The organism is Mesorhizobium sp. BHbdii (assembly GCF_053848045.1).
Genome location: NZ_JBSPKX010000002.1, coordinates 774888 through 786712, shown reverse-complemented (window position 1 = coordinate 786712; position 11825 = coordinate 774888). Strand labels below are relative to the sequence as shown.

13 protein-coding genes are annotated in these 11825 nt (G+C 62.9%); 2 read left to right on the top strand and 11 right to left on the bottom strand.

Features of this window, described 5'->3' with window-relative positions:
• Positions 1-33 precede the first annotated feature (33 nt).
• The 7 genes from ACWTU8_RS16555 to ACWTU8_RS16525 all read right to left on the bottom strand — a co-directional run bounded on the left by ACWTU8_RS16555 (position 34) and on the right by ACWTU8_RS16525 (position 5737).
• The gene (locus ACWTU8_RS16555; RefSeq protein ID WP_455848978.1) at positions 34-675 is read right to left on the bottom strand and encodes a YceH family protein; all 642 of its coding nucleotides are present in this window, start codon (positions 673-675) and stop codon (positions 34-36) included.
• Positions 676-721: 46 nt separating this feature from the next.
• Positions 722-1501 carry a succinate dehydrogenase iron-sulfur subunit gene (locus ACWTU8_RS16550; protein WP_065007241.1) on the bottom strand — a complete coding sequence of 260 codons (780 nt, stop codon included), beginning with the start codon at positions 1499-1501 and terminating at the stop codon, positions 722-724.
• Complete coding sequence (locus tag ACWTU8_RS16545) at positions 1501-1959, bottom strand: DUF3052 domain-containing protein (protein WP_455848977.1); 459 nt, start codon at positions 1957-1959, stop codon at positions 1501-1503. Before ACWTU8_RS16545 ends, ACWTU8_RS16550 begins: the two co-directional genes overlap by 1 nt.
• A gap of 306 nt (positions 1960-2265) precedes the next feature.
• Positions 2266-4104, bottom strand: a complete 1839-nt coding sequence (gene sdhA, locus ACWTU8_RS16540; RefSeq protein WP_455848976.1) for a succinate dehydrogenase flavoprotein subunit — start codon at positions 4102-4104, stop codon at positions 2266-2268.
• 5 nt (positions 4105-4109) lie between these two features.
• Entirely contained in the window at positions 4110-4484 is a 375-nt protein-coding gene (sdhD, locus tag ACWTU8_RS16535) for a succinate dehydrogenase, hydrophobic membrane anchor protein (RefSeq protein ID WP_210335001.1), read from the bottom strand.
• A gap of 23 nt (positions 4485-4507) precedes the next feature.
• Positions 4508-4927: a succinate dehydrogenase, cytochrome b556 subunit gene (gene sdhC, locus ACWTU8_RS16530; RefSeq protein WP_455848975.1), complete on the bottom strand. Its 420-nt coding sequence runs from the start codon at positions 4925-4927 to the stop codon at positions 4508-4510.
• 474 nt (positions 4928-5401) lie between these two features.
• On the bottom strand, positions 5402-5737 hold the full coding sequence (locus tag ACWTU8_RS16525; protein ID WP_455848974.1) for a hypothetical protein: 336 nt from the start codon (positions 5735-5737) through the stop codon (positions 5402-5404).
• 246 nt (positions 5738-5983) lie between these two features.
• Here ACWTU8_RS16525 and ACWTU8_RS16520 point away from each other — a divergent pair, with 246 nt between their 5' ends.
• The gene (locus ACWTU8_RS16520; protein WP_029349337.1) at positions 5984-6334 is read left to right on the top strand and encodes a hypothetical protein; all 351 of its coding nucleotides are present in this window, start codon (positions 5984-5986) and stop codon (positions 6332-6334) included.
• Here ACWTU8_RS16520 and ACWTU8_RS16515 read toward each other — a convergent pair.
• Entirely contained in the window at positions 6318-7541 is a 1224-nt protein-coding gene (locus tag ACWTU8_RS16515; RefSeq protein WP_455848973.1) for a diguanylate cyclase, read from the bottom strand. The two genes, ACWTU8_RS16520 and ACWTU8_RS16515, sit on opposite strands and share 17 nt — an antisense overlap.
• Positions 7542-7618: 77 nt before the next feature.
• The gene (locus ACWTU8_RS16510) at positions 7619-8815 is read right to left on the bottom strand and encodes a diguanylate cyclase (RefSeq protein ID WP_455848972.1); all 1197 of its coding nucleotides are present in this window, start codon (positions 8813-8815) and stop codon (positions 7619-7621) included.
• Positions 8816-8978: 163 nt separating this feature from the next.
• Here ACWTU8_RS16510 and ACWTU8_RS16505 point away from each other — a divergent pair, with 163 nt between their 5' ends.
• Positions 8979-9290, top strand: a complete 312-nt coding sequence (locus ACWTU8_RS16505) for a hypothetical protein (protein ID WP_029349343.1) — start codon at positions 8979-8981, stop codon at positions 9288-9290.
• A gap of 68 nt (positions 9291-9358) precedes the next feature.
• On the opposite strand, the gene leuC is transcribed toward ACWTU8_RS16505, so the two are convergent.
• A complete protein-coding gene (leuC, locus tag ACWTU8_RS16500) occupies positions 9359-10768 on the bottom strand; it encodes a 3-isopropylmalate dehydratase large subunit (protein ID WP_029349344.1) in 1410 nt (469 codons plus the stop codon).
• Between the two features lie 387 nt (positions 10769-11155).
• Positions 11156-11791, bottom strand: a complete 636-nt coding sequence (locus ACWTU8_RS16495) for a class I SAM-dependent DNA methyltransferase (RefSeq protein ID WP_455848971.1) — start codon at positions 11789-11791, stop codon at positions 11156-11158.
• Positions 11792-11825: the final 34 nt, after the last annotated feature.

Here is an 11825-nt window from a genome sequence, read left to right as displayed (position 1 = left end):
CGCGAACCGGCAGCGCAATGGACCGGCGGGGCGCTACTGTCCCTCGCCGGTCAGCGCGTTGATGCGTGCGCGCAGCTGTCCGACCTCTTCCTCGAGAGCTTGCACGCGTGCTTCGAGATCCGAGGCCGGCGAAGGTGATTGCACGGGCGTTCCAGCCACCACCGGCGTCTGCACCGGCCCGCTCAAGAGATGCACATAGCGGTCCTCACGCTGGCCGGGTCCACGATCGATCTGCTGAACGAGCGGCGGCTTGCGGCCGATCAACAGGTCGAGATTGCTGCGAAGCTCGTCGATGGAGGGCAACCGCGCCATGCGGTCGCTCCGCGCCAGCAATTCATAGGCGGTCTGCGGACCGCGCAGCAACAGCAGCCCAAGCAGCGCAATCTGCGCTGAGGTCAGCGAAAAGCGCTGCGCGACGACATGCTCGTAGCGCTCGACGCGCGAAGCAAAGACCTGCCTGACCAAGCCCTTGTGCTCAAGCTGGCCAAGCGCTCGTCTTACCTCGACAAGCTCGACCGACATCACCGGCTCGCGCGCCGTCTTCTGGTTGGCGGCGGCAAGTGCCGCATTGAGCGTCAGCGGGTAGATATCGGGCGTCAGTTCCTTCTTTTCGATCAGGCAACCGAGCGCGCGCGCTTCGACGGGAGAAAGGATGGGCAGTTCGGTGTCGGTCATAGGTCGGCTATCCTTTTTAGCTGGATCGCGACATGCGCCGCCGAAGCTACACCCTTCTCTCCACCATCATCTTCTTGATCTCGGCGATCGCCTTGGCCGGATTGAGCCCCTTGGGGCAGGTCTGGGCGCAGTTCATGATGGTGTGGCAGCGATAGAGCCGGAACGGGTCTTCGAGGTTGTCGAGCCGTTCGCCCGTGGCCTCGTCCCGGGAATCGATCAGCCAGCGATAGGCCTGAAGCAGCGTCGCCGGGCCAAGATAGCGGTCGCCGTTCCACCAATAGCTCGGGCAAGAGGTCGAGCAGCAGGCGCATAATATGCATTCATAAAGCCCGTCGAGCTTTTCGCGGTCCTCATGGCTCTGCAGCCATTCCTTGGCCGGCTCGGGCGACACCGTCTTCAGCCATGGCTCGATCGAGGCGTGCTGGGCGTAGAAATTGGTGAGATCGGGCACCAGATCCTTGACCACCGGCATATGCGGCAGCGGATAGACCTTGATCGCGCCGGAAATGTCGTCGCAGCCCTTGGTGCAGGCGAGCGTGTTCGAGCCGTCGATATTCATGGCGCAGGAGCCGCAGATGCCCTCGCGGCAGGAGCGGCGCAGCGTCAGCGTCGGGTCGATCTTGTTCTTGATGTAGAGCAGCGCGTCAAGCACCATCGGCCCGCAATCGTCCATGTCGACGAAATAGGTATCCATGCGCGGGTTCTCGTCATCGTCCGGCGACCAGCGGTAGATGCGGTACTCGCGCAGATTGGTCGCGCCCTCCGGTTTCGGCCAGGTTTTCCCGGCCTTGATCTTCGAGTTTTTCGGAAGCGTGAGTTCGACCATTACCTCAGGTCCTTTCGGATGACGAGCTTCAGCCCGGACCAGATATCGTTGACGGCTGCGACCTTCACGTCGACAAGATCGAGCTTCAGCGCCTCGGCGCGGATGACGTCCTCGGTGACGTCGGTCGGCACTTTCGACGCCCTCTTCGGCCAGGAGACCCAGACCATGCCGTCGCGCTTGACGGCCATCTCGACATCGCTCAGGCGATCCTCGATCTCGGCGCGCTGCCGGGTGAAGGCATGGACGGCATCATATTTGTGGCGAATACCCGAGATCGCAGACCATTCGGCCAGCCGGTCGAGCTGGGCAAAATTGACGGCATCGGCGAGATCATCCAGTTCCGCCGGCAGCGCGATGAAGGCCGCCGTCATCCCGTCCTTGAAGCCAAGCTTAGCCGGCAGGGGCGTGCCGGAATATCCCGCTGTCGTCGACGCCACCCTATTTCTCCGCGTGAACATAGAGGGAATTTACGAATCCCGTGCAACTGCCGTATACGCGCACTTCCACGGCTTTCCCTATTATTTGCTTTCTCGCGGCACGTGCTGGCAAATTCCGGTCTCCTACCACGCACCTAACTGGCCCATTGCCTTTCTCGAACCAAAACCTGTTTGACGACTGCGCGCTGGAGGCGTCCTTCCAAACCGGAATATCGTCCACTGCCTTTGAGTGCTTGTAGACGTCACTATAGATATAGACGGTATCGGCCGACGTCGCGCACCCGCTGACGGCAATGGAGAGTATCAAGATCGCCAGCAGTCTCATCGTCAATACACCCTCGCCTTGGGCGCGATCTTGGCCGGGTTGATGCCGCCGTCTGCTTCGCTAAGCAGCGGCTCGGTGTGCACCGGCCGGTAGCTGAGCGACACCTCGCCGTCTTCGCTCAGCCGGGCCAGTGTATGCTTGCGCCAGGCCAGATCATCACGAGCCGAAAAATCTTGCCGCGCATGCGCGCCGCGGCTCTCCTTGCGCGCCTCGGCGCCGTAGACGGTGGTGATGGCGTTGGCCATCAGATTTTCCAGCTCAAGCGTCTCGACCAGGTCGGAGTTCCAGATCATCGAGCGGTCGAACACTTTTACGTCCTTGAGCTCGGCCCAGATCTGCGAAATGCGCTTGCAGCCGCTTTCGAGCGATTCCTGCGTGCGGAACACCGCCGCATCGTCCTGCATCGCCTTCTGCATCTTTTCACGCAAAACCGCCGTCGGCGTCGAGCCGTTGGCGTGACGCAGCCGGTCGAAGCGGTCCACGATCTTCTCGACCGAGGCTTCGTTGGGCGACGGGATCGCGGCGTTGCGGTCGATCACCTGGCCTGCCCGGATCGCCGCAGCGCGGCCGAACACCACCAGATCGATCAGCGAGTTGGAGCCCAGCCGGTTGGCGCCATGCACCGAGGCGCAGCCGGCCTCGCCGACCGCCATCAGCCCTGGCGACACCTGGTCCGGGTTCAAGGCGGTGGGGTTGAGAACCTCGCCCCAGTAATTGGTCGGCACGCCGCCCATATTGTAGTGGACCGTCGGCAGCACCGGGATCGGCTCCTTGGTCAGGTCGACGCCGGCAAAAATTTTTGCCGATTCCGAAATCCCCGGAAGTCTCTCGTGCAAAACGGCCGGATCGAGGTGGTCGAGGTGGAGAAAAATATGGTCCTTGTTCTTGCCGACGCCGCGTCCCTCGCGAATCTCCAGCGTCATGCAGCGCGAGACCACGTCGCGCGAGGCAAGGTCCTTGGCCGACGGCGCGTAGCGCTCCATGAAGCGCTCGCCTTCGGAGTTGACGAGATAGCCGCCCTCGCCGCGCGCGCCCTCGGTGATCAGGCAGCCGGCGCCGTAGATGCCGGTCGGGTGGAACTGCACGAACTCCATGTCCTGCAGCGGCAGCCCGGCCCGCGCTGCCATGCCGCCGCCGTCGCCGGTGCAGGTGTGCGCCGAGGTCGCCGAGAAATAGGCGCGGCCATAACCGCCTGTCGCCAGCACCACCATTTTTGCCGAGAAGCGGTGGATGGTGCCGTCGTCGAGATTCCAGGCGACGACGCCGGTGCAGGTGCCGTCCGGCTCCATGATCAGGTCGAGCGCGAAATACTCGATGAAGAACTGGGCGTTGTTCTTCAGCGACTGGCCGTAGAGCGTATGCAGGATGGCGTGGCCGGTGCGGTCGGCCGCCGCACAGGTGCGCTGCACCGGCGGGCCGTCGCCGAAATTCATCATGTGGCCGCCGAACGGCCGCTGGTAGATCTTGCCTTCTTCGGTGCGCGAGAACGGCACGCCGTAATGCTCAAGCTCGTAGACGGCGGCAGGTGCTTCGCGCACCAGATATTCCATGGCGTCGACATCGCCGAGCCAGTCCGACCCCTTGACGGTGTCGTACATGTGCCACTGCCAGGAATCGGGGCCCATATTGGACAGCGAGGCGGCGATGCCGCCTTGAGCGGCGACCGTATGCGACCGCGTCGGGAAAACCTTGGTGATGCAGGCGGTGCGCAGTCCCTGTTCGGCCATGCCGAGCGTGGCGCGCAGGCCGGCGCCGCCGGCGCCGACGACCACCACGTCGAACTTGTGGTCGACGTAGCTATAGGCGGACGTCGTGTCGGCGTTTTTCGCGTCCTTGGCCAAAATTTTCAGCCTCCAAATGCCAGTTTGAGCAGGGCGAAGATCGAGGCGACGCCGACCACCACGGGAAAGAATGTGTTGAGTGCGAGCAGCGCCAGCCTCATGCCCTCGCCATGAACATAGTCCTCGATGATCGCCTGCATGCCGAGCCGCATATGGTAGAGTCCCGACAAGAGCACCAGGGCCAGGACCAGCGCCACGAACGGGTTGGCAAGTGCGGCGCGCACTTCCGCATAGCCGGCGCCGTTCAACGCGATCAGGAAGCCGACGAAGAACAGGATTAGCGGGATGTTGGCGATCGCCGTCAGGCGCTGGCGCCAGAAATGCTCCGTACCCTCGCGGGCGGAGCCGAGGCCGCGGACCTTCGCCAGCGGCGTGCGCATGTCGGTGTTGCGGTGGCTCACGATCAGGCTCCCCGCGCCATATAGCCGGTGACCCAGATCAGCAGCGTCAGCACGATCGAGCCGGCCAGCGTCGCCCAGGCGATCCTGGAGGCCGTGTCCTTTTCAAGACCTGCCCCGGTATCCCAGATCAGATGGCGCACGCCGCCCAGCATGTGGTGCATCAGCGCCCAGGTATAGAAGAACAGCACCAGCCGCCCCAGCCACGAGCCGAAGGCCCAGTTGACGGCATCGAAGGTGGATTGCGAGCTCGCCGCCGCCATCAGCCACAGCGCGACCAGCAGCGTGCCGAAATAAAGCGCCCCGCCGGTGATGCGATGGAGGATCGACATCGTCATCGTGATCGGCGGTCGATAGACGGTCAGATGCGGCGAAAGCGGCCGTTCACGTCTGGCAAATTCGCGGGTGGCTGGTGATTTGCTCATGGCTCCCCCAGTTCGGCGTCTCTGGAGCCCCAGGGGAAATGCGGCGTTACCGCTTCCGGTTGCGACTTCGGACAGCCGGTTTCTAATGCGCTTTTTGCACCGCGTCAAAGCCGGAAAATCGTTTCGAAAACGTAATTTAGTCTGACAAAAGGGCGGTGTTTCGCTTCAATCGATTAGGGCGCGAGCCAAAGCCGGCGCAATGTTCGCTGCAGTGCGGCATATCTGCCCGAACGAACAGCTGGGGTGTGTTGAGATTAAGATCAGGCCGCCGAAAATGGTAGATGCCGAGAACCGGAGCGGAGCGTACATTTCGGTACGTGAGCCCGCGCATGATCCCGAAATCGAATTCGTTTCGGAAAGGTCATGCGCAAAATCAAAGTTCTACAGCGTCCTTTGCGCCTGCGCGCAGCGCTGTAGGGAAGCGCAGGAATCGACCATTTGCAGGCCGGATCACCTGAATATCGACACACCCGGTCAGCGGGTGCAGGTCAGCGGCGTCTTCCCGCCGTTCATCACCAGCGCGTCGCGTCCGTCGATCACGATTGCGTCATGCGCCGCGCCGAAGCGGCTGCTTTGATTGGCGGGCGAGGCCGGCAGGCCCTCGCTGGCGCCGTCCGGGCCTAGCACGCGCACCGAAGTGCCGAGGTTTTCGATGGTGATCCTTGTGCCATCAGCGCAACTGTAGGTGGCGGTGCGCGGCTGTGGTGAATCGGTCGCGGTGGCCGGCGCATTGGTCTGCGAGACGCAGGCAACGGTGATCAGCAATGGAACATGGACAAGCGTCACCCGAAACGTCCGGCTTAACGCCATATGCTGCTGCCTCCCTACGCGTCAATCCAGCCGCGATGCGTGGCCAAGATCACCCGCGCCGGCCGCGATGGTGCGGGCAAGCATGGCCGAAAGATGGCCGCAGCCTTCCAAGGCGCCGGATATTAACCATGTTTGCCGAGATCTGGCTGCCAGCAGGCCTGGCCTCTTAACAACGGTTAATAAAAGGTTAATAAAAGGTTAATTTATGCTTCGAGGAAGACTCGCCTCTGACAAATGGGGGACGCCATGCATTCGAATTCAGGCAGATCGCGCTTTACGGCGCTCATCCTGGTGGCGGTGGCCATCGGCCTCGCAGCACCGGCACTCGCCGGGACGCGCGACCGCGTCTACGCCGATTCTTTTGGCAATCTCGTCATCGAAAGCGCCGCCGGCTACAAGCGCATCCTAGTTGGCGAGGGCAGCCTGGCCAAGGAACTGTCGGACTACACCGGCGCCGGCCAACCCAAAATCTATGAAAACGACGCGGATGACGTCAGCAGCCGCGACTGCTACAGGCCGCCGGTTTTCGTGAAGGGCCGCAGTTATATGTATGGGCTTTCCGACGGCGAGATGCCGGAACTCAGCCCCTGCCGCTGATCTTCGGCCCGGCGTTGGCAACAGCCGTCTGCCCGGCGGCGATTGATCCTATCGAGATGCGCACGCAATCGCGTCCGCTGCCCTTCGCCTGATAGAGCGCTTCGTCGGCGCGCCGCAGCAGGTCGGAAAACCCTTCGGCCGGGTGAAGCTCGGCTACGCCGAAGCTGGCGGTGCAACGATGGTCCGCCGGCAGACAGTCGATCGGCAAGGCCCCGAAAGCGCTGCGCGTCCCTTCGGCGAAGAGCCGCGCGGCGGCGAGGTTGGTTCCCGGCAGGATGATGGCGAATTCCTCACCACCAATGCGACCGGCGACGTGATGATCGGCGGCCGCATCACGCAGGAAGCCGGCAAAGGCTTCGATGACCCGGTCGCCGGACGCGTGGCCGAAACTGTCGTTGATGCTCTTGAAATGATCGAGGTCGGCGATGACCAGGGCGACCGGAATACCCTTGCGCACGGCGTCACGCATCGCCAGCTCGGCATGACGTTCGAAGCCGCCGCGGTTGAGCAACCTCGATAGCGTGTCCGTCTCCGACTTCGACGTCGCCTCGGCGAGCACGTCGCGGACCAGGATGACCAGAATGAGAAGCGCGATTGTCAGGCCGAACACCGTGCCGAGCGATTGCGATACCAGAGCGTAGTTGCTCTGCAGATAGGCCTGCGGATTGACACCCCAGCCGCCCATTGCATGGGCGATGAACGGCTTGCTCACGAATTGCAGAGCGCTGGCCGTCAGAACGGCCATCAACGCATGGTCGAGCCAGTCGCGTCTTTGCCTGGACGACCAGACGATGCCGACGCCGACGAACTGCATGGCCGCATAGGGAAGCTGGTAGGCCATCATGCGGGCAAGCGACTGGCGCGGCAGGTCCTGCACGAAATACACGGCCACGGTGGCCGCAAACAGGAAGACGAGCATCGGCGCCCAGCGCGGCGCCACGCCGTATTTATGGGCAAGCCCGCCATTGAAGGCGATGGTGGCGCCCAGGAAAACGGCGAAACCCGCGACGACTGCCGGTCGCGCATTGTCGAAGAGGGGAATGCTGAACTCGATGGCGAAATAGGCCATCCCGAGCAGATAACCGAAGACCAGCCAGCGCGCCGGCGCGCGCGCCACATCGTTGAACGAGATGGTCATGAAGGCAGCCGCCAACAGGCCGGCGACGAGCAAGTTGATTGCAAGGATGAACTCTGCGCCGCCGCCCATGTGGTTTTTCGCACTCCCTGCGCCAGCAAATCATGAACGGGCGAAAAAGACGTTAACGTCGGCCTAGAGCGGGATGATCAGCCGGCTTTGAGCGGCTCCACAACGAGCACCGTTTCCGACCGTTCATGGGATAGCTGCACGCTGTCGCGGCCGTTCCTCTTGGCTTTGTAAAGCGCCTCGTCGGCGCGGCGCATCAGCGGCTCCAGCCCTTCCTCGCCGGTGCGGGCCGCCACGCCGAAGCTCGCCGTCACTCTTGTGCCGTGCGGAAGCCCGTCGATGCTGCCCGCCGAATAGAGCGTGCGAATGGCTTCGGCAAACAGCCTTGCCGCGCCAAGGTCGCTCAGCGGCAAAAGCACGGCGAACTCCTCGCCACCGATGCGGCCTGCGACGCCGCTGGTGCCGGCAGCCGATAGAACCTTGGCGGCGAAGTCGGCGATCGCGCGATCGCCCGCCGCATGCCCATGCAGATCGTTGAGCGCCTTGAAATGATCGAGGTCGGCGAGCACCAGCGCGACCGGCAGTTTGGCGCTGGCGCAGTGCTGCAGGAGGAGCGTGGCGCGCTCCTCGAAACCGCGGCGGTTGAGCAGGCCCGACAGCGGGTCGGTGTACGCCTCGGCCTTCAGCGCTTTCATCACGTCGAGTGCAGCCGCGCAAAACAGGCAAAGCGCGATGAGCAAAGACAGCAGCGCATGCGACAGCAGCGCCGTTGTCCAGTAGGACGAGGCATAGAACCCGTCATAGCTTTGGTAAGGTCCATGCGCGATGACGATTACGAGGGTGCGCACGAAGAAGTTCAACCCGGAAAGCAGCGACAGCACGAACAGGATCATTTCCGTCGGGCCCTTGTCGCGCACCACGCGCAGTTCGGCGGCGACAACCAGACTGAGGCCGCCGAAGGCGAAATTCATCACCAGGATTCGCCAGGTGAGATCCGGCTGGAAGAACATGAACCAGCAAAAAGCGGCCAGGCCGCCGCTCGCCAGGACGCCGATCGCGACAAAGGGCACGCGCCGTCCATAACGCGTCACGATCGCGCCAGCGAGACCACAGGCGGCGATGGTGAAGCAGAGGTTGGAGAGTAGCTTGGTCGGCGCCATGCCGATGGGCAGCGTGAAATACTGCAACAGGAAACCGGCCGCCGAAAGCCAGTAGCTGGCGGCGAGCACGGTCAGATAGGGACGATGACGCTGATAGAACCACAGCACGAGAAACACCGTGCCGAGCGCAAGCGCGATCGTCGGGTTGAGCAACCCTATCAGCAGGCCGGTGTCCAAGGGACCGTGACCCCCACGCTTCCGTCAGGCAAGACCTTAGAGCGGAAGCCCGAACAAGCGGTTAAGCAAAGTCGAATATGCGCAAGGTCGCCGATGAAGCTGCTGTACGGAACTTGAAACCGCGGCCGGCGTTTTCCGGCAGCAGCCAAGAGGAGACGCTTTCATGGCCGATACGATCATGCTGACCGACCACGACGCAATTCGTTCATGGGCCGCGGCGCGCGCTGGATTTCCGGCAATCGTCGACGTGTCGCCCGAAGCAGGGACCCAAGCCCTGCTGAGGCTGGTCTTCGGCCAGCACGCCTATCAGGACCAGGATCAGGCCGAACGCCCGACCAACGCGGGCGGCTACGAACTGGTTGAATGGGACGAGTGGTTCAAGCTGTTCGACGAACGCCAACTGGCGCTGGTGGTCGCCGCGGAGCAACCCGGCCGGCGTGAGCAATTCCATGAACTCGTCAGGCGCCCGGCGTGAAAAGAGCCCGAACCGTATCGCGGTTCGGGCTCTGGTATGCACTCATATGCGGACAGTTGCAGCCTGAGTTATTTCCACTCGCGGATGTCGACGAAATGGCCGGCGATCGCCGCTGCCGCCGCCATGGCCGGCGACACCAGATGGGTGCGGCCCTTGAAGCCCTGACGGCCCTCGAAATTGCGGTTCGAGGTCGAGGCGCAGCGCTCATGCGGCTTCAGCCGATCGTCATTCATGGCAAGGCACATCGAGCAGCCCGGCTCACGCCAGTCGAAGCCGGCGGCGACAAAGATCTTGTCGAGACCCTCAGCCTCCGCCTGCTCCTTGACCAGACCGGAGCCCGGCACGATCATCGCATTGACCCGCGGATTGACCGTCTTGCCCTCGATCACCTTGGCGGCGGCGCGCAGATCCTCGATGCGGCCGTTGGTGCAGGAGCCGATGAAGACGCGGTCGAGCGCGATATCGGTGATCCTGGTGCCCGGCGTCAGGCCCATATAGTCGAGCGCGCGCTGCTTGGAGGTGCGCTTGTTCTCATCAGTGATATCGTCGGGGTTCGGCACGATGCCCTGGACCGAGACGACATCCTCCGGCGAGGAGCCCCAGGACACGATCGGCGGCAATTTCGCCGCGTCGAGCACGACCACCTTGTCGAAATGCGCGCCTTCGTCGGACTGCAGCGTCTTCCAGTAGGCGAGCGCGGCATCCCACGCCTCGCCCTTCGGCGCGCGCGGCTTGTCCTTGACATAGGCAAAGGTCGTCTCGTCAGGCGCGATCAGACCGGCCCGGGCGCCGCCCTCGATCGACATATTGCAGATGGTCATGCGGCCTTCCATGGACAGCGCGCGGATCGCCTCGCCGGCATATTCGATGACATAGCCGGTGCCGCCGGCAGTGCCGATCTCGCCGATGATCGCCAATATGATGTCCTTGGCGGTGACGCCCTCCGGCAATACGCCGTCAACGCGCACCAGCATGTTCTTGGCCTTGCGCTGGATCAGCGTCTGCGTGGCCAGCACATGCTCGACTTCCGAGGTGCCGATGCCGTGCGCCAATGCGCCGAAAGCGCCATGCGTCGAGGTGTGGCTGTCGCCGCAGACGATGGTCATGCCGGGCAGCGTGAAGCCCTGCTCAGGACCGATGATATGGACGATGCCCTGGCGGATATCCTTCTCGGAATAATATTCGACGCCAAAATCCTTGGCGTTCTTGGCCAGCGCCTCGACCTGGATGCGGCTTTCCTCATTCTTGATGCCGAACTTGCGCTCCGGCGAAGTCGACACATTGTGATCGACCACGGCCAGCGTCTTTTCCGGATGCCGGACCTTTCTGCCGGTCATGCGCAGGCCTTCGAAGGCTTGCGGGCTGGTCACTTCATGGACGAGATGACGGTCGATGTAGAGCAGGCAGGTGCCGTCGTCCTGGCGATCGACGACATGGTCGTCGAATATCTTGTCGTAGAGGGTGCGAGGTGCGCTCATGTGCGTAAATCCGTCGATATGAAAATGGGAAAGGACAAGCGCCGGCTAGCCGGCGAACACGGCCTAGCGAAGTCGGCTGGTCAGAGCGCCGGAAACGCGCGCCGAGAATCGCGACGGCAGGCGTTTTCTGTCCTGCAGCACGAAGCCCTTGTAGGTCGGATCGCCAAAAAGCTGTTCCATGGCGTGGCTCATATCAATCTTTGCGGATTTCGGCAATCGGTAGGGCTAGCTGCCCTCGCAGCATAGGGTGTGTTGAGGTCCAGGTCAGGCCGAGCCGAAAATGATGGCTTCCGAGAACCGGAGCGGAACGTACTTTTGGGTACGTGAGCACCGGACGCGCAGGAAGCCGCCATTTGCAGACCGGCATCACCCGGATATCACCACACCCTAAAGCACCTCGAACACGAAAGTCTTGACCAGCGCCTCGGGTTCGGCAATCGCATAGCAGCGGAACCACGGGCTTTCCTCGATGGGCCGCCATTTTTCGTCGTGCTCCAGTTCGGCAAAGACATCACGAAAACCGCCGCTCTCGAACACCTGGTCGCGAACGGTGAAGATGGCCTGGCCACCCTTTTTCGTGATGCGCACCAGTTCATACAGGCCGGACGCCGGTGCGTGGCTGATGGTGAACACGCCGGTCGAGAAGAAGGCGCGGAAATAGCCGTCCGGCCAAGGCAGCGGACCGCCAAGCATCGCCTGCTTCAGCTCGCTGTAGGCCTGGCGGCTGCCAGCGATTTTCAGCATGTCCTCCGACAGGTCGAGCCCGGCGATGTCCCGATAGCCGAGCGCCTTGAGCGACGGTCCCGACAGACCGGTGCCGCAGCCGGCGTCGAGCAGCGGCCCCTCGCCTGATGGCACATGGCGCGCCACCCAGGCGGCGATCAGGAACGGCAGGAGATAGCCGAGCGAGGCGGTTTCGCTGTCATAGGTCGCAGCCCATGCGGCATAGGCCTCCGCCAGCGCTTTCGGCGTATCTGCCGTATAGACGGAGTCCAGTGCCGCGTTGGCTTTGTCGATGTTCATGGATCAATTCCTCTGCAACCGGACAGGTCAATCG